The organism is Desulfothermus naphthae, assembly GCF_054657475.1.
This window is the reverse complement of the sequence record NZ_BAAHYQ010000003.1, coordinates 607,501-632,382: the sequence shown is the minus strand read 5'-3', so window position 1 is coordinate 632,382 and position 24,882 is coordinate 607,501. Positions and strand designations below refer to the sequence as shown.

Annotated in this window: 21 protein-coding genes, 5 tRNA genes and 2 rRNA genes (1 of these 28 only partly in view); 4 read left to right on the top strand and 24 right to left on the bottom strand. The window is 35.5% G+C overall.

What is annotated here, in order from left to right:
- Positions 1–17: 17 nt before the first annotated feature.
- The 12 genes from csm4 to ACYQ1E_RS14760 form a co-directional block, all read right to left on the bottom strand.
- Positions 18–1,016: a type III-A CRISPR-associated RAMP protein Csm4 gene (gene csm4 / locus ACYQ1E_RS14815; protein WP_459881026.1), complete on the bottom strand. Its 999-nt coding sequence runs from the start codon at positions 1,014–1,016 to the stop codon at positions 18–20.
- A 2-nt stretch (positions 1,017–1,018) separates the two neighbouring features.
- Positions 1,019–1,738 carry a type III-A CRISPR-associated RAMP protein Csm3 gene (gene csm3 / locus ACYQ1E_RS14810; protein WP_459881024.1) on the bottom strand — a complete coding sequence of 240 codons (720 nt, stop codon included), beginning with the start codon at positions 1,736–1,738 and terminating at the stop codon, positions 1,019–1,021.
- 87 nt (positions 1,739–1,825) lie between these two features.
- Positions 1,826–2,221 (bottom strand): type III-A CRISPR-associated protein Csm2, encoded by a 396-nt coding sequence (csm2, locus tag ACYQ1E_RS14805; protein WP_459881021.1) that lies wholly within the window; start codon positions 2,219–2,221, stop codon positions 1,826–1,828.
- Positions 2,222–2,235: 14 nt separating this feature from the next.
- A complete protein-coding gene (gene cas10 / locus ACYQ1E_RS14800; protein ID WP_459881018.1) occupies positions 2,236–4,824 on the bottom strand; it encodes a type III-A CRISPR-associated protein Cas10/Csm1 in 2,589 nt (862 codons plus the stop codon).
- Between the two features lie 230 nt (positions 4,825–5,054).
- Positions 5,055–5,333: a CRISPR-associated endonuclease Cas2 gene (cas2, locus tag ACYQ1E_RS14795; protein ID WP_459881015.1), complete on the bottom strand. Its 279-nt coding sequence runs from the start codon at positions 5,331–5,333 to the stop codon at positions 5,055–5,057.
- 18 nt (positions 5,334–5,351) lie between these two features.
- Positions 5,352–6,275: a CRISPR system precrRNA processing endoribonuclease RAMP protein Cas6 gene (gene cas6 / locus ACYQ1E_RS14790; RefSeq protein ID WP_459881012.1), complete on the bottom strand. Its 924-nt coding sequence runs from the start codon at positions 6,273–6,275 to the stop codon at positions 5,352–5,354.
- 12 nt (positions 6,276–6,287) lie between these two features.
- The gene (locus ACYQ1E_RS14785) at positions 6,288–7,379 is read right to left on the bottom strand and encodes a putative CRISPR-associated protein (protein WP_459881010.1); all 1,092 of its coding nucleotides are present in this window, start codon (positions 7,377–7,379) and stop codon (positions 6,288–6,290) included.
- A 472-nt stretch (positions 7,380–7,851) separates the two neighbouring features.
- Entirely contained in the window at positions 7,852–8,850 is a 999-nt protein-coding gene (trpS, locus tag ACYQ1E_RS14780; RefSeq protein ID WP_459881007.1) for a tryptophan--tRNA ligase, read from the bottom strand.
- A 56-nt stretch (positions 8,851–8,906) separates the two neighbouring features.
- Entirely contained in the window at positions 8,907–9,548 is a 642-nt protein-coding gene (locus ACYQ1E_RS14775; RefSeq protein ID WP_459881004.1) for a site-2 protease family protein, read from the bottom strand.
- A gap of 73 nt (positions 9,549–9,621) precedes the next feature.
- The gene (locus ACYQ1E_RS14770) at positions 9,622–10,647 is read right to left on the bottom strand and encodes a DUF1786 domain-containing protein (RefSeq protein WP_459881001.1); all 1,026 of its coding nucleotides are present in this window, start codon (positions 10,645–10,647) and stop codon (positions 9,622–9,624) included.
- Between the two features lie 45 nt (positions 10,648–10,692).
- Positions 10,693–11,325, bottom strand: a complete 633-nt coding sequence (locus ACYQ1E_RS14765; protein ID WP_459880998.1) for a DedA family protein — start codon at positions 11,323–11,325, stop codon at positions 10,693–10,695.
- Between the two features lie 134 nt (positions 11,326–11,459).
- Positions 11,460–12,425, bottom strand: a complete 966-nt coding sequence (locus tag ACYQ1E_RS14760; RefSeq protein WP_459880995.1) for an Rpn family recombination-promoting nuclease/putative transposase — start codon at positions 12,423–12,425, stop codon at positions 11,460–11,462.
- 680 nt (positions 12,426–13,105) lie between these two features.
- Between ACYQ1E_RS14760 and ACYQ1E_RS14755 the strand changes: the two genes are divergently transcribed.
- Genes ACYQ1E_RS14755 through mobA form a run of 4 tightly spaced genes read left to right on the top strand, consistent with a single transcriptional unit; the run spans position 13,106 to position 16,768 of the window.
- Entirely contained in the window at positions 13,106–14,458 is a 1,353-nt protein-coding gene (locus ACYQ1E_RS14755) for a cobyrinic acid a,c-diamide synthase CobB (RefSeq protein ID WP_459880993.1), read from the top strand.
- 3 nt (positions 14,459–14,461) lie between these two features.
- On the top strand, positions 14,462–15,151 hold the full coding sequence (gene mqnB, locus ACYQ1E_RS14750; protein WP_459880990.1) for a futalosine hydrolase: 690 nt from the start codon (positions 14,462–14,464) through the stop codon (positions 15,149–15,151).
- Positions 15,152–15,171: 20 nt separating this feature from the next.
- Positions 15,172–16,140, top strand: coding sequence for a polyprenyl synthetase family protein (locus tag ACYQ1E_RS14745; RefSeq protein WP_459880987.1), 969 nt, complete (start codon positions 15,172–15,174; stop codon positions 16,138–16,140).
- Positions 16,141–16,168: 28 nt separating this feature from the next.
- Positions 16,169–16,768 (top strand): molybdenum cofactor guanylyltransferase, encoded by a 600-nt coding sequence (gene mobA / locus ACYQ1E_RS14740; protein WP_459880984.1) that lies wholly within the window; start codon positions 16,169–16,171, stop codon positions 16,766–16,768.
- Here mobA and purM read toward each other — a convergent pair.
- From purM to ACYQ1E_RS14680, 12 genes are all read right to left on the bottom strand, one after another.
- On the bottom strand, positions 16,742–17,788 hold the full coding sequence (gene purM / locus ACYQ1E_RS14735) for a phosphoribosylformylglycinamidine cyclo-ligase (RefSeq protein ID WP_459880981.1): 1,047 nt from the start codon (positions 17,786–17,788) through the stop codon (positions 16,742–16,744). The genes mobA and purM overlap by 27 nt on opposite strands.
- A 116-nt stretch (positions 17,789–17,904) precedes the next feature.
- Complete coding sequence (locus ACYQ1E_RS14730) at positions 17,905–18,267, bottom strand: molybdenum cofactor biosynthesis protein MoaE (protein ID WP_459880978.1); 363 nt, start codon at positions 18,265–18,267, stop codon at positions 17,905–17,907.
- 78 nt (positions 18,268–18,345) lie between these two features.
- A complete protein-coding gene (locus tag ACYQ1E_RS14725) occupies positions 18,346–18,666 on the bottom strand; it encodes a TusE/DsrC/DsvC family sulfur relay protein (RefSeq protein ID WP_459880975.1) in 321 nt (106 codons plus the stop codon).
- A gap of 201 nt (positions 18,667–18,867) precedes the next feature.
- The gene (locus tag ACYQ1E_RS14720) at positions 18,868–20,595 is read right to left on the bottom strand and encodes a YcaO-like family protein (protein WP_459880972.1); all 1,728 of its coding nucleotides are present in this window, start codon (positions 20,593–20,595) and stop codon (positions 18,868–18,870) included.
- A gap of 35 nt (positions 20,596–20,630) precedes the next feature.
- Positions 20,631–21,335, bottom strand: a complete 705-nt coding sequence (locus tag ACYQ1E_RS14715; protein ID WP_459880970.1) for a class I SAM-dependent methyltransferase — start codon at positions 21,333–21,335, stop codon at positions 20,631–20,633.
- Between the two features lie 133 nt (positions 21,336–21,468).
- Positions 21,469–21,540 (bottom strand) — tRNA-Cys (locus tag ACYQ1E_RS14710).
- 17 nt (positions 21,541–21,557) lie between these two features.
- Positions 21,558–21,630: transfer RNA gene (locus ACYQ1E_RS14705), tRNA-Gly, on the bottom strand.
- Between the two features lie 47 nt (positions 21,631–21,677).
- Positions 21,678–21,754: transfer RNA gene (locus ACYQ1E_RS14700), tRNA-Met, on the bottom strand.
- 9 nt (positions 21,755–21,763) lie between these two features.
- Positions 21,764–21,838, bottom strand: a tRNA-Glu gene (locus ACYQ1E_RS14695).
- A 9-nt stretch (positions 21,839–21,847) separates the two neighbouring features.
- A tRNA-Lys gene (locus ACYQ1E_RS14690) sits at positions 21,848–21,920 on the bottom strand.
- A gap of 49 nt (positions 21,921–21,969) precedes the next feature.
- Positions 21,970–22,086: ribosomal RNA gene (gene rrf / locus ACYQ1E_RS14685) — 5S ribosomal RNA — on the bottom strand.
- Between the two features lie 40 nt (positions 22,087–22,126).
- Positions 22,127–24,882: ribosomal RNA gene (locus tag ACYQ1E_RS14680) — 23S ribosomal RNA — on the bottom strand; it runs 603 nt beyond the window's last position.

The following is a 24,882-nucleotide window of genomic DNA, read 5'->3' as shown; positions in this document are numbered from 1 at the left end:
GATATTTAACTCCATATTTAAAAAAATATTGGAAAAACTATTGAATATCCTTGAGAAACAGTTCCTTTCTCTTCTTTTGACAAATTATCTACTGATAGCCCAATGTAAGGGGTAATTTGTTTCTCTCTATGAATTATCACGCATCCTTCATCCATCATTAATATAGGATTTTTAAAAGGATTACGTGATGTTGCTAAAAAATTCCCATGTCTGCCAAAACGGACAAATGGCTGAAAATATACTTTGTCATAACTTTTGTCTGGTACACATGGGGACAGGGTATACAAACCATTACAATTTGAATAATCTGGGATGTTCAGATCATCCTCCTCTACAAGCGAAAATCGGCCAAGACCACTGGATGCATCCCTACCAAAACCCATCTGCCCTATTCTAGCTAATCCCTCTAAAATGGCTTCTCTGTCAATTATTTCAGGGTCAAAGAGTACAAAGATACACATCTCTAAATAGGGCAAATACCAGACATCCTCTAATGTATAAGGAGCAAAACCTCTACCTGTAGATGATGTCAATCTATTTATCTTGTTATGAGTATGTAGCTGTGTAATTTCCAATGCTGACAAATATAGACTGGTATAACTAGTTGAATATTCATTTTTGTAAAGATTAAATATATCAGTTTCAGAAAATAGATCTTCTTCTACAAAACTTATTTTCAAATCATTACCTACTTGAATAAACTTCTTACTCTTTAACTCCTTTCTATTCTTTAAATACTTAACTATATCATTGTCAGGTCTTTTTAAAAACAATAATGGCAGATCAGGTCTTTTAAGAAAAAAAACATATTCTCCATCTTTATATAACCTTGTATATGCAGAAGAAAATACAATAAATGGCGATTTTTTATATTGCAACAAAGCATCTTCTAAAGGTACTTTCAAAAGATTATTGTCCATCACAAGTTGCCATATAAAATGGCCAAATATTGTATCACCTTTAAGCGGTGTCCCAAAGGCAGATTCTGGTTTTATGCCAACTTGAAGAAGTTTCACCTTTAATCTCCTTTTTTAAATGGCAATATGTTCTTAAATTTTTTATTTAACTCATCATCATCAAATTTAAATTCTACCCTTCCATATCCCCTACTTCCATTTCCTCCAAGGGCATCAAATTCAAGCAATTTTAAACCTGTCAAAAGAAGGTCCTCTAAATCATCTTTATCTTCCTGAAATTTCTTTAGTGTAATAAGAAACCTAAATTTAATGCCTGCAGGAACCCTTTCTGTAAATCTTGGATTTTTAGCTGTAGATGTAATCCTATTTATGGAATTTTCAGCCTTTATTTCAGAATAGACCATCTTGCCCTCTTTTATTTTTTCTCTAATTTCCTCATCAAGCTCACAGTCAGAAAAAGAAACACGAGCAGGCCCTATTGGTTCTTTTGCTAATCCATCACTTTCAGACGCTGAAGTGCCAAATAATTTTATTATCTTTAATGCTTCCTTTTTTTGTTCAACATCAGATAAGCTATTAACAATTTTCAGAGAAATGGGATCACCATTGGTTAAGCCCATAAGTCCGCTTTTTAATTCCAAAAGTGAACGCACCTTTCCTTTTAAAGATGATCCTGGAATATATGGCTCATGGGTAAAAGGATGTTTAATAACTGGATTATCAGTGCCACCAATGTGCATCTCAATATCACCTGCACCTATATGAAGTCCTGTCTTTAAGGTAATAGTTCCTGAAATTTCTTTGATTTCAACTAATTTCATTTATATTCCTCCTCTATTTTTTATTGGGCTTGTGAGTTTATTGAGTTTAACCCATCAACCCTCTAACTCATTACCCCTTTTAACTGTTTATTTGTCGCTATATTTTCTGTAAAATCCAATAAAGGCCTCGAAAAAATCAGTGGCGATCTTGAAATCTTGTTTCGTTTTTACAGAAAAAACTAAAGATTTAATAAAATCTACAAATTTATCAGTTACCAATTTACGGCCTTGGGCATATACTACTTTTGGCACAAGCATGTGCAATTGAGGAAGGATTACCTTTTCCCATTCCTTATCATTATATGATGCACTTCTTTGATTTAACTTAAAAAATTCATCGTAAAATCTTCTTAATTGAGAAGATTTATTTTTACTCCTTCCACCCTCACTAAATATATCTCCAGCCAATTTTTCTGCATGAACGGAAAATGCTTCTGGATTTAAGCAACCATCCTTTGTCTTTAATTTTAAATCCATTGTCATATTACCTCCCTTTTTTATTTATACTGTCTTAAACTATACAACAAAATCCACAAAGGTATTTTAAAATTACCTCTATACTTTTGAATGTTTTTTACAAGATAAATTAAAATATCATCTAATTCACTTTTTTGTTGAACTCTTAAATTTCTAGCAGATAAATATGTTAAAAAGGACCTCCATTTTAAAACTGAAATATCTTTTAAACTATATGAGCTATCCTGTTCTAATATTTTTAACTCGCTTTCGGACATTTTAACTATTTCATTTAACTTATAAAGCATAGACTTTGAAATAATATTTTTGTCAATTAACTCATAAAGTTTATTTTTCTCACTTAATAATTTCTCAAAATCTTTCCACTTCACAATTTGTTCAAAGATAAAAATGCAATTTTTTCCTGCATCTTTCGCCTTTTCAAGACTTTGTTCTGCTTGCGTTGAAATTATATCTATTGGCACATTAGATTTAACCATAGTTATTCCAGCAGAAAAATGAATCTCATTATTTTTACAAACATATTCTGAAAATTTTTTCTGTAAATATAAAGATAATTCTATAATTCTATTCCAAGCACCTATTAAAAACAAATCATCGCCACCAGCAAATACAGTATATACATCATTAAATTTTTCTTCTTTTTCTAATATAAACGGAATATTGAGTGAAAAGAAATAATTCAATTGAGTACTTAAGGCATATAATCTGGAGATGGTAAATCTGGACTCAGGCAGTCCACAGCCAAATATAAGCCCTAAATCATCAACATCCGCTTTTAATATACCTAAACTATCTACTCCTAACCATTTCCCTGTTGAATCTTTTTCTAAAGAGCTTAAAGCGATGTGAGAAAAAGTTTTTGGCTCTTTCTCTTTTATTGCATCTATTAAACTTAGTGCAGTCCTTTCAGATTTTCTACCAAGTAAAAGCCGTTCATCGTGCATATCTTTCTCTGAATAGGCAGGCACATAACCATTGAGAGGTAAATAGCATATTTTCTCAGGAATTTCTCCATCTTGCAACCGAATCGACCAAAATCTTTTTAAAACTCCTTTTTTTGCCAGTTCGTTCATCTCATCTTTTACAAATGCTACTATGTATTCACCAAAAATAGGTTCTAAAATACGTTTGTTGAGTTTATAAAAAGATATATCCTCGGATTTTTGAATAACTGCAATTTTATCACTTTTTACTAAGTTTGTTCCTAACATAATGTGATCTCTACAAAAAATACAACTTGACCCCTCGCCTTCTGGATAGATCAATTTGTCACCTTCTACCTTTTCAGAAGAAGGCCTCTTGCCACACAAAGGACATAAGGGACTCTCTAAATCATTTCTAAACTCATCTAAATATGAACTAAATACTCCACATGAGTGTTTTGGGTCAAAAGGATTAAATTTTTTCTTTTGAATATTTTGTTGCACACTTTGCCATAGATGAGAGAATCTTTTTGCAGTAAAATCTGACACCTTTGCTCTGGTAAAAGAAAGACCAAGATTTGTCTCTCCATAACTCATCTTTATTAACCATGTATTTATTTTTTCTTCAATGGCCTTTACTTTATCTATACACTCTGGCAAATTGGGAGCCAAAATATAGAATTTTCCAGCACTATTTAGTAATACAGAGTAAGGAGAAAGTCCTAATTTATCACATATCATCTCACAGGCAAGCTCACAAAACAAAGACACTACAAAAGAGCGTCCTCTTAATAGCTTTGAACGATGATGAGCTTCTTCTCCACCTCTAGCAAATATAAACTTTTGTATTCCAAAAAAATCGCCAGCAATAATCAAAAATTTTTCTCCATCCCCTTTAATGTTTTTTTCATCTAAAGAACCGCTATTTTTATGAAACAAATAAAGGGCCGTGGCAATTGAAGCAGTGGTTCGACTATGGTCATACAAAGACACATCTGGAATCACCTTACCAACTCTAGCTGCAGGAATAAAAGAAGTATATTTTCTAAAAATTGAATCAAAGTGCTGCATCCACAAAAATAAATCATGGTCTTTATGTGCAAGAATTTTTATTGCTTTTATAAATTTTTCATACAGCCTCTCATAATCTTCTAAGTCTCTTACTATTTCCTCTTTTAATTTTGGAAAAATAGACCTAGAAGATATAGTATCCAATGGATAACACCAATTAAAATCGGACATACTGGAAAATTCTTTTTTCTCTTCAATAGAGATTTGTTCAAAAATAGGCACTAACCTTGTGGATTTAAATTGTTTGACTGGTATTTCTTGGCCTTCCAAAAATTCATCCCTATCCAATCCACTACTAAGTCTATCAGCAACTGCAATTATCCACTGTTTTGGAGTCTCAGGTTTGTGATGCATTCCCACAAGGTTTAAAAAATTGTCTTCTCCCAACTCACTCGAGAATAATACATCAGGAAAATTTCCTTTGTTAAATTCAAAAAAAGCCACACTGTATAGGGCGTGTGCATGAGAATATCTCCCTTTATAAACAGGTTGATAGAGCGACTGATTGTTTTCTATCCAATCCTTTGGTACATCAAAACATCCCTGTACAAACTTTCCCACATCATGACACATAGCGGCCAAAGAAATAAGCAAAGTTTCTTTTTTATCCATAGTACAACCTCTTCTTTATTTTGCTATAACCACAAATTATCTGTAAAACAAAAAAATTATAAAAAATAACGTGTTCCAAATATTGTCGCTTTTAAAAATTTTTATTAATTAAAATTTTACTTACCTTAAACTAAAATTGTAAATCTTATCAAGAGAAAAAATATAAAGTTACAAAGAAGTATTAAGGAATATTAAATTAGCTCTTCCAAATTGGCATATTTTTCCATCCATTAAACAATATAAAACTCAAAATCAGGATCAACAAACTCCCCTTCACCTATTATTTCAATATTGGCAGTACATTTTTTACAAAGAGGGATGTATTTTACTCCATCTGATTCTGGATCTATTATTGATGCAATCCTCTTCATTAGATTCTTTAGATCCTTTTTTGTTAATTCCATCTCAAATTTGGATTTTTGAACCCTTTTCCCAAAATCCTCCATTGTCTTAGCAACCTTTAAAAGACGTTTTTCATCTGAAATATCATAAATTATCAAATACCTCATGATAGTTGCCTTTTTATTTTATAAGATAGTTAATTTTATTTTACCAAAACCAAAGGAAGTTTGTTTTCCAACATGTGCTATTTCACAATATTTTAAAATTGGATAAAATTCAGATAATTTTCCTTTATAAATAGCTCGTCCAACAAGACCTCCAATCTTCATTTTAGATCCCTGTCTAAAGCTAAAACGTGAGAGGTCTATCCATTGTTTTTCTTCAGATAATAATTCTATATTGTTTGCCCTATGTACTAAACCCTTGTAATCTAAATCTGGTTCTTCACCTAAAAAATGGAATTCTAAATTGGAAATTCTTCTTAGTGCTGCTCTAATCAAAATTCCAAAGTCAAATGAAGAAACAAGAGCGTTTTTAAACTTTACCCTGTATGGAGTAATAAAATCTACCTGAAGTTTACTTATCTCAACTTCTGAATCATGCAATTTAAGATAATTATCTGTTTCAATATTTGTTAAAACCTTTGTTTTAGATGTATAAATTTCATGTCCATCCTGTTTTACCCATTTTAAATCAAAACGACCCAGACCATCTTTTCTACCTTTACCTATTCCCCTTTCTCCCATATAAGTAACAGCATACACTATGTATGGAATCCACTTTACTGCACCCCCAAACAGGATTAATCTAAAAGAAAAATCCTCTTGTGGCATGTATAGAGTCTTCTCCATATCAAATGAATCCAACACAAAGGGGTGTGGCGTGGAAGGACTTCCCCTTGGTCTCTTTATTAGCTTTGACTCAAAAATATAAAAATAAATACAACTAGAAGATAGAAGACAATCTTTACAATCCACCCTTTTTATTGGGCAACAAATCTGTCTTAGACTATTTCCCAATGCACCTCTAATTATATTACCTTTAAATTCAGGCAAAATTGCTTTTTTTTCAAATTCACAGATAAAATCCAATACACTATATTTTAACATAATCCTATACTCTTAAAGATGTTCTCCAAGTTCATCAATTACAAAAACCTCTTCTTCAAAATGGCCATAGCACCTTTTGTCCGTGCCTGTAAATGCATAAAATTCATAATCAGATTTGTCTTTAGGTTTCCCCTTAATTTGCTTAAAACAAAGTCTATTAAGCTTTTTCTCATTTCCTGCTAGAGCCAATGCTAAATCGTCAACCCTAATATTTATTTCCCTGATTTTATCTGATGAAAGTCTATTTATCTGTTTTTTGAATTTTTCTGAGAATTTGATCTTATTTGTAGGTTCTGGCCAAAGTTTCTTTTGATACAAACTATCTTTTGCCCTTAACCAAGCAATTTTTCCCCATGGAGAAAAATCTACATCTTCTTCAAAGCAGGTTATAAATATCTCAGGTAACACTTTAGCATCATTACATGTAATTAATCTTAGTTCTAACTGCCTAAATAGTGTGATGTTTTGTTCAATTACACCTTGTGTATCTATTTTAACTGGAAGTTTTGGAATTTTTAGCAGTGAAGACCCTGATTCAAATATGTAAATTATCTCGTCAGCATAAAACATACCAATTGCCTGCAAAAAGCCCTGTACACTCTTAAATCCTCCAGTGAGATTAAATATTATATGAAAATTTCTCTCCTTATATCCTGGTAGCATCCTGTCAAATGTATCAACTAATTCACTCAATGCAAGCTGGAATGCTTCTATATTGTCTGTTTGCAAATCCTTTTGTCTATATAGCTGTACATTTGTTATATTATTTTTTTCTAACCATTCTTTTATCATTGTAGCTGTCTGTTCTCCTAAAAAAGTATCAGTACACAACAAAAAATGATAGTCTTCTTGTTTTAAAATTCCATTATAGTATTTGACTAATGCATTTAACTCTGCTGAATATCTCACAATATCTTTTGGAGAAAGCTTTAAAATTACATCCCTTACTTCACTAATTCGATTGAGTAACAGTGTCCTATCCTTTTGATCTATCTCTTCTAAATATTTATAATTTGCATATTTTGAAATTAGACTTCTAACCTGATTATTTGCCCCACCAGTTAACAAACTAGTACCACATGGCGACACTATAAAATTTGGCATTGTAATACCTCCTTAAAAAAAATTAGGCCTGGGATACCAGGCCCATATAACATACAATTGCCTCTGTTATTGGATGGAGACAACTATTAGCATCCCAATTAATCCACCAATATACCATTCCTATAATGTACCACTTAATGTCATAGTTTTCTTTATCCCTTTTGGCAACTTAAAATCAACATTGTATTTGGTTGAAGAAAAAAAACCAGACTTTTCCCTTAACCTAACAGTAGTAGGCCTATTTACCGAATATATCTGTCATTTTTAAAATTTATAATACTTGGACATTGTCTGCAGAGTGGAGGAATATAAAAAGGGAGTCTTTGAAACTAAAGACTCCCTCTTCACGCTCCTCTACCTGGCTACAGAGGGCATAACCAATAAATGGACAGGTACTATTTAGGATTGGTCAAAAATTTATCCTCAATATCTACTTTGAGGAGAAAATAAATATGGCTACTAACTCTAATATTTATTTATAAACAAGATTTATCTTTTCCCTTACCTCTTCCATGGTCTTTTGGGCATACTGGCGTGCCCTTTTTGTACCTTCTTGTAATATATCCATTATTTCTGTATTCTTCTCTAATTCTTTTCTTTTTTGTTGAATTGGCTCTAAAAGGGCTGTCATTTTTTCAAAAAGCAATTTTTTGCAATCTGTACATCCTCTTGTTGCATTTTTGCATCCATCTATGACCTCTGATAAATCTCCCTCAGGGTCTAAAATCTTTAAGTGCGGAAATAAATTACAATTTTTGGGATCACCAGGGTCTTTCAGCCTTTTTCTATTTGTATCTGTCACCATGGAAAAGACCTTTTTTCTAACAGAATCAAAATCCTCTTTTAAAAAGATTGCATTTCCATAGCTCTTGCTCATTTTTCTACCATCTAGTCCAGGCAATCTCGCTGCTTCAGTTATGAGGGACTTGGGTTCTGGAAAGGTCTTTCCATACAAATAGTTAAACCTCCTTGCTATCTCCCTGCAAAGTTCTAAGTGAGGCAATTGATCTTCTCCAACAGGAACTGCTGTTGCTTTGTATATCAAAATATCTGCACTCATAAGAACTGGATATCCCAGAAAACCAAAGGTATTAACATCCTTTTTAGAAGAGAGTTCCTGTTTAGTCTCTTTATATGTTGGATTTCTCTCTAGCCAACCAAGGGGAGTTATCATCGAGAGTAACAGATTCAGTTCAGCATGCTCTTTTACTTCTGATTGTATAAAAAAGACAGACCTTTCAGGATTAAGACCAGCAGAAAACCAATCCAATGCAAGCTCATATGTAAATTCTTTTATTTTTTTTGGATCTGAATATTCACTTGTAAGTGCATGCCAATCAGCAACAAAGAAAAAACATTCATAGGTATTTTGAAGTTTTCTCCAGTTGTCAATAACTCCAAAATAATGGCCAAGATGAAGTGGACCTGTTGGTCTCATGCCTGATACTATTCTATGAGAATTCTGGCTCATACCCAACTCCTTAAAAAATTAAATAGAAAATATTTAAGAAAAATGATTTAAGCACATTAGCCTGGGAGTAAAATTGAAACCAAAAAATATAGTATTGGCAAAATTGCCTTTTGAACAATGCCTGTTAGAAACAAAATAAATATTATGATTATGCCATATCTACCTATCTTGCCAAATGATATTGCCATTTCCCTTGGCAGGATAGACATCACCATATTACTGCCATCTAAAGGAGGAATAGGAATTAAATTAAACAGGCCAAGACCTATGTTTACAATTACACCTGCTGATAAGATATCAATTAAAACAGAAAAAAAAGGGACATAAAAACCGGTGCTCACTCCCCCAAAAAAATAGACTATTAATTTGATTATAAAAGAAAATAAAAGAGCAAGAAAGAAATTGCTAAATGGCCCGGCAAAGGAAACCAAAAATAGATCTCGACGAGGCTTTTTAAAATACATGGGATTTATTGGCACAGGCTTAGCCCATCCAACTTTAACAATAAGCAGGGCTATAGCCCCAATGGGATCTAAATGTTTTATTGGATTTAAAGAAAGTCTGCCCGCCCTTTTGGCCGTTGGATCGCCTAAAATATAAGCCACATAACCATGGGCTACCTCATGAAAAGTTATGGCTATTAGAACTGGAACAATATATATAAGTATTTCTTGAATGATTGATATGTGTCCATGCATAGGGAGTTGGTATCATTAAATGGTTTGCCAATCAAGGGAAAACTCCAATAGGAAAAACCGCAACTTATTGATGTTAATTCAAATGGCTGAGTTGGTATCCATGAACCAGTCCAATTGCACCAGTTAACATCATATCTCCACCAGGGGTAATAAACTCAACAGGATAATTGGATAATAGACCTCTTTTAGGACCAATTACGTAAGTTGGAGAAAAATCCAGGGTATCCACCTCATCCCTGCATATGCACCCATGGCCCATATCATCAAACACTTCTTTATTTGTAAGCTTTCCTTTCTTGAATTTTTCAATGTGTGACCACAATTTTTCTGGATTTAATATCCCTGTGTGGTGCTCATAAATTCCATAAATTTTGTCCTGATATATAAGAAAGCCTAGGGTGTGACTATTTCCAATATTTATGATACACACACCTGTGGTCTTTGATTTCTCATATACACCTTTGTCGTACAAAGCACCTAAGATTGCAGCACCTCCAGTGTCTGCAACAAGACCACCACCAATAATTTTATGTATTGTCATAAGCCTGGTAAATTTTTTATCTGGCACCTTATATAACAGATTGTAAATATCGCCCTTTTGTTCCAAAAATTTTTCCCATAATTTAAATCTACCTTGCCTATTGCTCATATCTGGAAAAAATCCATGGTCTTGCGCAGCTATTAGTACTGTATCTGGATAATCTAATCCAGCCATATTTAAAAAGCTCTCCCAAAATCCAGGATCAAAGTCTGTCAAATAAACTGGTACGTAGCCGACAGGTGGTACATCTTTTATCTCTATACCCATATTTTTAACTTTATTTAGGTTATCTGATATTGCATAGGCAGCATCTTTTGAACAAGCTACCTTTAATCCTGCCTTTATATGGGCAATTAAAACACCCTTAAATCCCCCACCCATATTGTTTCCATATAGATATATATTTTTACCTCTACTGGTTAATCTTTTTATCTTTTTTGATATCAACATTGCTGGTGAAGGTAAGACGAATTTTGGACAATTCTCAAGCTCCCTATCATCCATAAAATACAAAACATCCTGTGTACCGCTCCCAATATCAATTGCCAAAATTTTCATTACATCCTCCAGTTATAATAAAAACCCTATATAATTGTTTCTATTCTATTTTTTTTGACGATGTGCTTTTAAATTTTCGTTTTTCTTTTTGTTGATAATAAAATACAAAAAACCAACAATTATTACAAAAATCACCAAGCAAATAGTTACAATATGAAGGTGCTCTCTTAATAGTTCTTTATTAATCCCGAAAAAATAGCCAAGGCCCGCAAGAACAACCACCCAAATACCTGCTCCTAGTGCGGTAAATATAGAAAACAACCAGATGTTCATTTTAGCAAGCCCTGCTGGCAAGGATATATATTGCCTTATGCCTGGAAGGAGTCTTCCAATAAAGGTGGAAATGTGTCCATGTAATTCAAAAAAGGTTTCAGCCTTATTTATAGCTTTTTCACTAATAAAAAAATATTTTCCATATTTTAATAAAAATGGTCTTCCAAGATATAAGGCAAGATAATAATTAAAGATTGCACCTAAAAGACTCCCAACTATACCTGCAACCACAACTAATAAGAGATTCATCTCACCTTTTGATGCTAAATAGGCAGCAGGAGGAATTACTACCTCACTTGGGAAAGGAAAAAAAGAAGATTCTAAAAACATCAAGACCACTATCCCCGTATATCCCATATTACCAACTGTAGAAACAATAAAATTCACTATCTCGTTAAGGAACATAAAAATATACCCTCATTAATTTATTCATTTGAAAATTTGTGTCTAAAATGGTGCTTCTTGGCCTCAGGTCTCTCAGTTACCAGAAATTATTTGCTTTTAATAATTCTACTTCACTGTTTTCACTGTTCACTATTTCATCTCAAGGCAATTTTTAGCTTTTCTTCAAATTCTTCCAATGAATTTACTCGCATAGCTATTTTAAACAGGCCTTTTACTACTTCTCTGCTATCAATTTCCTTAATCTTTTTGGCAATTGAGCGAGGCACAATACCAAAACGCTCTTCAAGTAATTCTAATAACATCTCCTGTGCCTCTAACAATAATCCCTGCTGAATTCCTTGTTGAATTCCCTGCTCAAGTCCTTGTTTAATACCTTTTTGTATCCATCTTTCTGCTATTGTTGGCATAGCTAACTCCTTTAATAAGGGCTTTATTTGTTCTTCTGGATAGTCCTTAGCCATTACTATGTAATCTATTATAAAAGATACTACTTCCCTATCAATCTTTATTAAACGAAATAACAAAGGACGAAATTTATCCAGTTCATCAAATATGTTCTTTAATGCATATAGTGCTGAATACAATCTCGCATTCCTATTTAGCTTCTCTAAGAATTCTTGATCTTTATAGGTAGATAGGTCAATTAAGATATATTTAAACTGTAGCAAATATTCCTTTATGTCTGAGGATACATTAAAATAGTCCACAAAATTCTCTGGCAAATCCCACTTCTGCTTCCCATGGTAAAGTATTATTGGAATTATTGGCTTAAGCTCTCTTTGATTACGCATGTCTTCTTCATAGGTAACAAGACAATAACCTATTACCTGTAAAAGAGAATCTTTTTCTGGTGCTGATTTGTGTTCTATTATGAAATAAAATTCCACATCCTGTTTATCAAGTCTCCCTGTTACTATGAAATCTAAGTTATATCGTCTGTATTTACGGGAAGTCTTTTTGGTCCTTTTGGCTTTTAAAGTGGAAAAATCAATCCTTGAGCTAAGATTCTCAGGTAAAAGATCCTGCATAAAATCATGCAAGTTCTTTGGATCTGAAAATACCTGATCTATGAATTTATCATGTACCTGAATTGATGACATGTTACCCTCTTTTAAGTTTTTCTTAATACATTAGCTCTCAGCTATGATATATTATGATCAGCTTTTTCAGCTTCTTTCTCTTTGATATTCAACCTGGAGAATCATCAGTAGATTCATCCCTAAATTTTTTTGTAATATCAAATATTTTAAATCCTTTTGAAAGATTGTCAAATTCTCGGTAACCCAACTGTTCTTGATGTGACATTTTAGAGCAAACTTTTATATTTTCAAGCCAGAGGTAAAAAGTTACTTTTCCTTTATTAGGTATCCACGCTATAGACTATAGGAGTGGCAGCATTGCTTTTATCTTCAAGGGCTAGTTCTCATTCCTCAGCCCAGCTAAGCCTCATCATTACAAACTTTCCGTAAGGCTTCAAGCACATACCAGTATAACGAATTATTTTTTAAATATTATTAGGATTTTATCCTAAACCTTTAATATAGTCCTGTTTCCCATACTTTGGGAAAAATAAAATTCATTTTTCCTGCATTACCCCATAGATCCTACCTTCCAAACCTCACCGAGAATTACTGAGTTCATTATTCTTATGCTAATATTTTTAAGTCGTAACAGCAAAAACATCAAAGAAATACAAATAGATAACACTTTTGATAGGGATTTTTTAATTTAACCAATCCGATATTTGCATTAAAAAAAAACATAGGTTAAATAAAACCTTATGGGCGGATTTATTATAGCTGGAACCCATAGTGGGGCAGGAAAAACATCTATTACCCTTGGAATAATGGCTTATTTAAAGTCGCAGGGCCTCCATGTCCAGGGATTTAAAGTAGGTCCAGACTTTATAGATCCAGGCCACCACAAAAAAATAACAAATATTCCATCACACAACCTAGACACATGGATGATTAAGCCATGGTGTAACAAGGCCCTTTATAACTTCTATTCAAAAAATGCAGATATAAGCATAATTGAAGGTGTTATGGGAATTTTTGACGGATTTTCACCTATATCAGAAATTGGTTCAACTGCCCACCTAGCAAAGGTCTTGAATCTTCCAGTGATTTTGGTAGTTGACTCCTCTTCAATGGCAAGGTCAATAGCCGCCCTTGTCCTGGGATTTACTAAATTTGACCCTGATCTAAATGTTGCTGGCATTATATTTAATAAAGTAGGCAGTGATACCCATATAGATATAATAAAAAAAGCCATAAAACATTATATAGATATTCCCTGTTTTGGTTTTTTTAAAAAGCAAAAACATATAGAACTCTCATCAAGACATCTGGGACTTGTTACTGCAGAAGAAGATATCTGGAACAAAGAAAAAATACATCACTTAATTAAGTGGACTCAAAATTCTGTTACAGATGATTTTAAAAAGTTCATAAAAAGGCATATTAAAAAGAAAAATATCAACAAAAAACAATTTAAAGGTTTCAAAACCAAAATTGCAATTGCAATGGACAGAGCTTTTTGTTTTTATTATCAAAACAATTTAGATTTACTAAAATATGTGGGGGCAGAATTAACTTTTTTCTCACCTATAAAAGATAAAAAACTACCTCAGGGAATTAAAGGTATTTACATTGGAGGGGGATATCCAGAACTTTATATAAATGAATTATCAAATAATAATAGTATGAAAAATGAAATAAAAAGATTTGTAGAAGATTATGGTATATTATATGCTGAATGTGGTGGTTTTATGTATCTTATGGAATCTATATCCAGGGATGAAAATAATCCATATGAGGTAATAGGTATTTTCCCATTTAAAACTTTATTACAAAAAAGACTTGTATCTCTTGGATATAGAGAAGTTGAGTTCCTAGAAAATTTGCCTATAGGACCAAAAGGCTTAGTTGTTAGGGGACATGAATTTCACTATTCTCTTGCACAAGGTTTGAAAAATTATCCCAATATATATAAGGTCAAAACTAGAGATGGAGATTTAAAAAATTCATTTGGTGTTAGATATAAAAACTGCGTAGCTTCTTACATACACCTTCATTTCTCTAGTAATTTATTAATTGCCAAATATTTTGTACACTCATGTAAAGGGATTTAGTAAATGGATAAGCTACTTATTTGTGCAGCGACAAAAATGGAACTTATGGCCTTATTTCCTGATTTATCCAGAAATTCTATTAAGATGGGTGAGGTGTATCCCAATAAAATTAAAGGAAGAGATGTCTATACTCAAGTCTGTGGGATTGGACCAATAAATGCAGCACTTTTTTTGGAAAGGGCAATAGTTAAATATAAAATTAGCGGTGTAATAAATATTGGAATAGCTGGTTCCTTTGATATAAATAAAATACCAATTGGAGCCCTTACAATAGCTAAACAAGAAATCTGGCCAGAATTTGGACTAAAACATAGGGATTTCATAGACCCAAAAGGTTTAAAATATGGCTTAATTAAAAAGCATGAAAAGATAATATACAATCAAATAACAATTTCTGTAAAAAAAAACCTAGAAAAAATGGACTTGTCATTTAACAATAATTTCTTTAAAAGTATTAATCTGACGGTGGCTGGGGTCACAGGGGATGAGATAGAAGCTAATGAGTTAAAAAACAGGTACTTAGCTCAAGTTGAGAATATGGAAGGTTTTTCAATTGCTTATGTATGTTTTGTTCATGATATACCTTTCATTGAAATTCGTTCCATTTCTAATGCTGTTGGTTCCAGAGATACAGATAAATGGGACATAAAAAAGGCACTTAAAGAATTAAAAAAAATAGAGTCTATATTTTAATAGCAAATCTTTATAACTAAATGGAAAAACTAAAATCATATTTTGAAAAACACCTCCCAAATATAGAAAAAAACATTTCCTTATTACTCAAGGATGTAGATCCATACGTAAGAAAAATTGCAGAACACATTTTAAAATCAGGAGGAAAGAGGTTGAGACCTTTGCTGTGTATATTAACAGCAAAGGCCTACGGATACAAGGATCCTGACCTTTATCCAATTGCCTGCGTTCTAGAATTTATCCATTCAGCTACTCTTTTGCATGACGACATAATAGACCATGCAGAAATCAGGCGTGGAAATAAGGCTGCCCATAAAATATTTGGTGAAACAAAAACAATATTAACTGGTGATGCTCTTCTTGCCTTATCCACCAGAATAGTGACAAATTATAATAATATCAAATTAATAAGATGTCTTTCTGAAGCAATTTACCAGACTTGTTCAGGTGAAATATTGGAAATAGTCAAAATGAAAAAATCTTGGATCACAAAAGATGAATATTTTCAAATTATTACAGAGAAAACTGCCTATTTAATGCAATTTGCATGTGAAAGCGGCGCCATCTTGGCAGAGGCAGAAGAAAAAGATCTTGTTAGTGTGAGAAAATTTGGGCTTAATCTTGGAATAGCCTTCCAGCTAGTAGATGATGTACTTGATTATTCCTTAAATGAAGAAAAATTGGGAAAACCTGTGGGAGGAGACCTAAGAGAAGGAAAAATAACTTTGCCCCTCATCTTATATTTAGACACCTTTGAAAGCTCAAACAAGATTGAAATCTTAAAGAAAATAAAGAAAAATGAGTTAGCAGAAGAAGAACGCCTAAAAATACTAAATGATATAAACAAAAAAGGTGTGTTAAAAAAGTCACTTGAAGCATGTGACTTTTATCTTAAAGAGGCAAAACAAGCCCTTATGCAATTTCCCAACTCCCTAGAAAAAGAAATCCTTATGGATGTAGTTGATTTTGTAAAAAATAGAGAATATTAGCATCATCACCTTTACTCTTTTGACCATAATGAATATCTCTGCAATTGTGCTATGTGGTGGACAAAGCTCCAGAATGGGCTATAAAAATAAGTGTTTTTTTAAATTAGGAGAGTTGTCTTTTACTGAAATAATTACTGATAAGTTAACCACTATTTTTGACAATATCTTGTTAGTTGCTAAAGATCCAAAAGAATACATACCACTGGGATATAAAGTAGTTACGGATGTTTTTAATGAATCCAGTTCCCTGACTGGCATACATGCTGGACTGCTTTTTTCTTCAACAAAATACAATTTCATAATGGGTTGTGATACTCCTCTAATAAAATTAGAGCTCGTAACATATTTAGTGTCAATTATAGATACTAATTGTGATGTAATAGTACCAAAAGTCAGGGGATATTTTGAGCCTTTATGTGCAATTTATTCAAAGGATTGTATTCCAATAATAGAGGATATGCTTAAAAAAAGGTCTTTTAAAATAAGCAAATTATTTTCAGAAGTTAACACGAAGGTAGTAGAAGATTCAGTCTTAAAAAAATATGACCCATCCCTCCATTCTTTTTTTAACATAAATACAGAAGAAGATTATAAAAAGGCATTAAAAATATATTTCAATATTGTCTGACTGCTCTTCCTGTATTTGAATCTCACCAATAATCCATGCCTTTTCCTTTAATCCCTTTAATCTGTTTAAAATATCCTCAGCATCTTCTCTTTTGACTATTAGAACCATACCAATACCACAATTAAATATTGACATCATTTCTTCCCAGGACAAATTGGCTTCTTCCTTGATCCAATGGAAAATTGGTGGTTTCTCAAAGCTATAAAAATCAATTTTTGCTTTCACGCCCCTTGGAAGAATTCTTGGAATGTTTTCAAAAAAACCACCACCAGTTATATGGGCCATTCCATTTATCTGAAAATCCCTTATTAAGTTGAGGATTGACCCAACATATATCTTGGTTGGGGTGAGAAGAACATCCCCTAATGTTCTTGAAGTTTCATCTATTTTTTCATTCAAAGAGATGGATTTATCCTTTATAATTTTTCTGATAAGAGAAAATCCATTGGAGTGCACTCCACTTGAAGCAAGTCCAATTATTACATTTCCCACCCCAATGCTTGATCCGTCTATGATCTTTGATTCATCTACAAAACCCACACAAAAACCTGACAAGTCATATTCTCCCTTTTTATAAAAACCAGGAAGCTCTGCAGTTTCTCCACCCAGTAAGGCACATCCACTTTGTTTGCAACCTTCAGAGATGCCCTTAATTATATTTTCTGCAACAGAAGTATTCAATTCACCCATAGCTAAATAATCCAAAAAAAACAATGGCTTGGCACCATGAACCACAATATCATTAACATTCATAGCAACAAGATCAATTCCTACAGTATCATGTTTATTCAATTTAAAGGCGAGTTTTAACTTTGTGCCTACTCCATCCGTGGCAGCCACTAAAACTGGTGACGTAAGATTAGAAATATCCAGCTTGAACATACCGCCGAATAGCCCAATATCACTTAATACTCCCTTTGTGTGAGTAGACTTTACAATTTTTTTTATTTTTGTAATGAAATTACTGGCTTTTTCAATATCCACTCCAGATTCTTTATAAGCCTTACTGAGATCTTTCATTTTATTCTCCTAGAAAATTGGTATTTTAAGGGAGCAGACACTTATCGGTTACGTTAAACATACTGTTTCTCTTACACTACTACAATCTAATAAAAATTTTTTTAAATAACAACCCTTTAATCGTCAAGGATTTCTTTCTTTTCCACAGCCATTGATTTTACCTCTTCTAAGAGAGCAGATAAAACCTCTTTAACATTTTCCCTCACATCTCCAGCTACAATGATCCAGAGCAAATCATCGCCTGGCTCAAATTCACCAGCATTGGCTTCAATCTTTATTTTAAAAATACCTTTTTTTGATTCATACTTTTTCTTTATTTGCTCTATTTTTCTATTATCTGTTTTAACTAAAAGTTTTTTAACTTTTTTACCTTCTCTGGAAATACCTCTAACAACACCATTATGTATTAAAATCATACCCACATTATCTGTGAAATTCGGATCCTTTTTAAGGGTTGACAAAATTTTTGCAATGTCCATTTTTTCTCCAAAAATAAAAAAAGCGACCCTCCTCCATGGATGAGGTCGCTATTATGTATTATAAATGTGCCTAATTAATTATACACAACCAGTTGGTTTTGGTAATCCCGCCATCTTACATGCTCCTTTACCAGGACCAGATGGGAACAACTCATAGATCTTTTTAAGTTTGAATCCAGTAACCTTGGAAAGAATACGAACCATTGGAGCAATACCATTTTTCTTGTAATAGTCCTGCAGAAAAGTAATTACCTTCCAATGCTCATCTGTAAGTTCCTTAATACCTTCTGACTCCTTAACATATTCTACCCATTCTTCACACCAATCATCGAAATTCTGTAAGAAACCGTCTTCATCTACTTCAAATTTTTTACCCTTGAATTCAACTACTTGTGCCATGGACAAAACCTCCTTTTAATTTTTTTCAATTTTCTGAAAATACCTTCAGTAATTAGCAAAATTTAAAATCGGTTTGATAAAAATATAAATTGTTAACACATACAAGTCAACCCCTTCCTTCCTAACATTCAAAAAGTGAAGACACATTAGATATTAAATCAATATTTTGTCAAGGACAAAAAAATAAGAATCGTTAATATTTTATTTTCCAATCAAATGTTCCAGGTTATTCCTGGCAAAATCAATTGATGGATCAATTTCAAGTGCATCTTTTAGACATTGAATGGCCGCCTGATTTTTACCCATCATTTTATAACACATTCCAAGATTTGCAAGATCAATTGCTGAGCCCCTATCTAGGTCAAAGGCTGAGATAAAATCTTTAGATGCTTGTTCATACATACCCAATTTAAATTTACAAATTCCTCTCAAATTATAGTATATTTGATTATCCTTTACTGAGGAAATTGCCTCGTCCAAAAGGTCTATTGCCTTTTTAAAATCTGAGTTTTGAACCAAAATATTTGCCATATAAAAAAGTACCATAGAACGTTCCTCTTCACCAGGTTGCAGTGGTAGGGAAATTTCAAAAAATTTCATAGCACTTTCCAAATTGCCAGTCCTCATTTCCAATATACCTCTAAAAAATGGAACAAAATATGTTTGCCCATATATTTTTTCCAAAACATCTAATCCTTGCCTCCCTTCATCTACACCCTCTAGCTCTGCTAATCTTCTTCCAACAAAAAGTCCTACACTTGGATATTTACTCCTCTCTCTAAATAAAAATCCAGGTATAAAGTTATAGTTACAGGGAATATTTATCTTTGAGTGAGTGGTGTTTATTGAGTATAAATTAAATCCAAGTTCTTTTAATTTTAAGGACAGACTAATGAGTTCAACATAAAGGTCCTGATTGCTTATGTCTGGAAGTGTGGAGATATTAGTTACATCTCCTTCCATTACCCAGGCAGCTTCATCAATACTTTTAAATTTTCTAAGGCCCGAAGGCTCATATCTGCTATTAGTACAAAAATCACCAGCAAGTTGGGCAACTTCTGTAAGTGCTCTAATAACTGCTTTGTTAGGAGAAGTCGCAGTACCTGCAGTAAAGACTATTTCACTTTTTTCAGGAAAGGTAGATGGATCATAGGCCAGTGCGCCAACAGTGGGCACTCCTATATTTAAAGAAAAATCTTTTAACCACAACTCTATATTATTTCTTTTAAAACAAGAAATAAGATCTTGAGCCACAGGATCATTAATAGATTGTAAATCAATAGTTGGAACGATTCTTTCCTCTCTATCTATTATTGCACTAACATGCCTTTCAATAAGCTCACATGCGCCCTGTAAAATAGACTCTTCAAAGGTATTACCTGCAGAAGCTCCATTGTACTCATTTAATTGTTTAAACCAATCTCCTGGAACCATAACATCTTTATTGTCAGAAACCAAATAGGCCTTACAAAACTTCCATCTTACAAGGTCTAACACTTTATGTAGATCTTTTATGTTAAGTGAATCATCTACAGATTTTAAAATCTCCTTATCATCTATTAAGGGAATATCTTTAAATTTTTCTCTAGCTTCTGTCCATCTTAGGTATTCAAAATTTTCATTACGCTCCCAAAAGGAAAAAAAGCTATACCTTTCAACAAGTTCCATAATAGCAGAGGCTTCTGCTTGTGAAGGAGTTGCACCTTTACCCATCTGTTTTTTTGATGGACATATTTTTTTGGCCTCGTCTCCGTATATGGAAAAAAATACAGGGATACCAAGACGGCCTGTGTCAATTCTCTTGGTTTCAAGAAGGATATTTCTACCAAACCTCTTTAAAAGGCCTTTAACATAAGCTACAGTTTCATCAGGGGACCTGGCTTTATCCAAATCCTTATTATATGCCTTTAAACAACTTTTTAGTTTCATTTTTATTACATCCTTCTTTACTACTTCACTCTAACCTATTTTAGCTTTAACTTAATTATAGAGCACAAATGTCTTTCTCCTTTATCATTCCCCATTTCTTTAAAACCAATATACTTCTCCTCTACAGCAAAGTGATCTTTGGCTAGTTTGAAAAATTTTTTTGCCTTAAGATGATAATCCTTGGCCAAAATAACTGTTGAATTTTTATCCATGTGATTAAGAAAAAATTTAACAAGTGGCCTATAATGTTCTTGATTATAAAGAACTTCTGAACCTATAATATATTTAAATTTTTTGTCCAATCTATCTCTAGTAAAATCAATCTTTTTTACCTTTGCATTTTCAGATAGGTTATTTTTTATTATATTAATTTGAGATATCAACAAAGAGTCTTCATCAATGTCTGAAATTGTCACATCAAAGCCAAGTTTAGCGGCAATAAGACCACAAATACCCATGCCAGCCCCTATTTCAAGCAAACTATCATCTCTTTTTCTGGGTATTTTATGCAATAAATAACCTAGAAGGATTGAAGTAGGCCATATTTTGGCCCAAAAAGGCAACTCAAGCCTCTCACCCTCCTGAACCTGATCAGCAAGTTTATCTATATAATCTTCCAAATTCAAAATTTTAACAACAACTAAGCGGGTATCCAAAACAGCGATCTCTTCAAAATCAATGTGAAACTTTTCCCTAATCTTATTTACAAGCTCATCATAGGACATGTTATATATATCCATAAAAACATCCTCCGAGTTCAGGCTTATCACCCTGGTTTTATAAATAGTTGGTTCTATATTTTCAAAAATTTTTCCTATTATTAAAAGAAAAGGCCAAGCTCATTTTTTTGAGCTTGGCCTTTTGATTTTTTTAAGGCGGCTTCCGGATTCGAACCGGAGAATGGAGGTTTTGCAGACCTCTGCCTTACCACTTGGCTAAGCCGCCTTTTTATCTCAAGATAGAGCGGGTGACGGGACTTGAACCCGCGACTTCAACCTTGGCAAGGTTGCACTCTACCAACTGAGTTACACCCGCTGACTGACTTAATTTATAATAATTCATTAAAAATATGTCAACTTTATTGGTAGCGGGGCCAGGATTTGAACCTGGGACCTTCGGGTTATGAGCCCGACGAGCTACCAGACTGCTCCACCCCGCATCACTTAAACGTCCCCAAGGGGATTTGAACCCCTGTTACCGACGTGAGAGGCCGGCGTCCTGGGCCGAGCTAGACGATGGGGACTTCCCTTTATGGGTCGTGCAGGATTCGAACCTGCGACTCTCGGCTTAAAAGGCCGATACTCTACCTACTGAGTTAACGACCCAACATTTCTTTTTTATATATTTTACTTTTTCTTGTCAAATGAAAAAATGTCCTGGCAGCTACCTACTTTCCCACGGATTAGGTTCCGCAGTATCATCGGCGGTGGAGGGCTTAACTTCCGAGTTCGGAATGGGATCGGGTGTTTCCCCTCCCCTATGGCCACCAGGACGAAATTTATATACAGGTGTGATGGGGGATTTTTTACAAAGGGTTAAGACGTTCGGCCTATTAGTACCCGTTGGCTGAACGCATCACTGCGCTTACACCTCGGGCCTATCTACCTGGTAGTCTCCCAGGGGCCTTCTTTCCCACACCCACTTTAAGCCTCTAAGAGGCTATTTGACACCCTTTTCAGTAATGCATATTTTGCCCGTCCGTCTTGCTTTAATCTCTTCTCTCGTATTATAGCATCTTTCTTACTTAAATATGCTTCATAATATACTATTTTCCACTTTTTACCTCTTGTATATCCTTTATTTCTTAAACTATTATGTCTTGATATACGTTTTTTAAGATCTGATGTGACTCCTATATACTTTTTACCTTCCTCACTTACTATTAAGTATACATAGTACATATCATACTCCTAAAAGCTTAAAGTGGGTGTGGGAGGGAGACCTTATCTTGGGGGGGGCTTCCCGCTTAGATGCCTTCAGCGGTTATCCCGGCCGATCATAGCTACCCTGCTGTGCAGCTGGCGCTACAACAGGTCCACCAGAGGATCGTCCACCCCGGTCCTCTCGTACTAGGGGCAGCTCCCCTCAAGTCTCCTACGCCCGCAGCAGATAGGGACCAAACTGTCTCACGACGTTTTAAACCCAGCTCGCGTACCACTTTAAACGGCGAACAGCCGTACCCTTGGGACCTGCTTCAGCCCCAGGATGTGATGAGCCGACATCGAGGTGCCAAACCGCGCCGTCGATGTGAACTCTTGGGCGCGATCAGCCTGTTATCCCCGGCGTACCTTTTGTCCGATGAGCGATGGCCCTCCCATCTGGAACCACCGGATCACTAAGGCCGACTTTCGTCCCTGCTCGAGGTGTCCCTCTCGCAGTCAAGCTCCCTTATGCCTTTGCACTCTAACGGCTGGTTTCCAATCAGCCTGAGGGAACCTTTGCACGCCTCCGTTACCTTTTAGGAGGCGACCGCCCCAGTCAAACTACCCACCTGACACTGTCTCCTGGTAGGATTCACTACTCAGGATTAGAACTATAGACTACCAAGGGTGGTATTCCAAGGGCGGCTCCACCCAGGCTGGCGCCCAGGCTTCCCAGCCTCCCACCTATCCTATACATGGTAGCCCACAGTTCAATGCCAGGCTGTAGTAAAGGTGCACAGGGTCTTTCCGTCTTGCTGCGGGTAACCGGTATCTTCACCGGTACTCCAATTTCACCGAGTCTCCAGCCGAGACAGTGCGGGGATCGTTACGCCATTCGTGCAGGTCGGAACTTACCCGACAAGGAATTTCGCTACCTTAGGACCGTTATAGTTACGGCCGCCGTTTACCGGGGCTTCGGTTCGGAGCTCTCACCCCTCCCCTTAACCTTCCGGCACCGGGCAGGCGTCAGTCCCTATACTGCGTCTTACGACTTTGCAGAGACCTGTGTTTTTAGTAAACAGTCGCCCCCGCCGATTCTCTGCGGCTCCCAGGTGCTCCAGTAGCTCGTACCTTCACACCCAGAAGCACCCCTTCTCCCGAAGTTACGGGGCCATTTTGCCGAGTTCCTTGGCTGGAGTTCTCTCGAGCGCCTTGGGTTGCTCACCCCGCCCACCTGTGTCGGTTTGCGGTACGGTCTCCAAAGGAGTCTCGCTTAGAGGTTTTTCTCGGCAGCTTGGGCTCACCCACTTTAATGTCTTAAAGACTCGCCATCACCTCTCAGCGTTATCAGGGAGACGGATTTGCCTATCTCCCCCGCCTACAGGCTTGCACCGGGATATCCAACACCCGGCTGGGCTACCCTTCTGCGTCACCCCATCGCTCAAGCGACTCCCTCGGAGGCGCAGGAATATTAACCTGCTTCCCATCGGCTACGCCTCTCGGCCTCGCCTTAGGGGCCGGCTAACCCAGGGCAGATTAACTTTACCCTGGAAACCTTGGGCTTACGGCGAGGAGGTTTCTCACCCCCTTTATCGTTACTCATGCCAGCATCTTCACTTCCCTAACGTCCACCACTCCTCACGGATGTGGCTTCTGCCATTAGGGAACGCTCCCCTACCCCGAGCACCGAGCACCTAACACTTTAGGTGCTCGGTTGCTCAGCCGTGGCTTCGGTACCATGCTTAGACCCGTTACATTTTCGGCGCAGACCAGCTAGACCAGTGAGCTGTTACGCTTTCTTTAAAGGGTGGCTGCTTCTAAGCCAACCTCCTGGCTGTCTCTGCCGGTCCACCTCCTTTCCCACTCAGCATGGATTTCGGGACCTTAGCCGACGGTCTGGGCTGTTTCCCTCTCGACCACGGACCTTCTCACCCGTAGTCTGACTCCCAGGGTTCATCTTACGGCATTCGGAGTTTGGTAGGGTTTGGTAACCTGGTGAGGCCCCTAGCCCTTCCAGTGCTCTACCTCCGCAAGACATCCCCTGAGGCTATACCTAAATATATTTCGGGGAGAACCAGCTATCCCCGGGTTTGATTGGCCTTTCACCCCTATCCACAGGTCATCCGAGCAGTTTTCATCCTACACCGGTTCGGGCCTCCACTGGGTTTTACCCCAGCTTCACCCTGCCCATGGATAGATCACCCGGCTTCGGGTCTACTCCGTGCGACTTATTCGCCCTTTTAAGACTCGCTTTCGCTTCGGCTCCGCACATCACTGTGCTTAACCTCGCCACACAGAGTAACTCGCTGGCTCATTATGCAAAAGGCATGCTCTCACCGAGCACCTCTTCTTTGAAATACCCGGCTCGAACAGCTTGTAGGCGATTGGTTTCAGGTTCTATTTCACTCCCCTCTCCGGGGTTCTT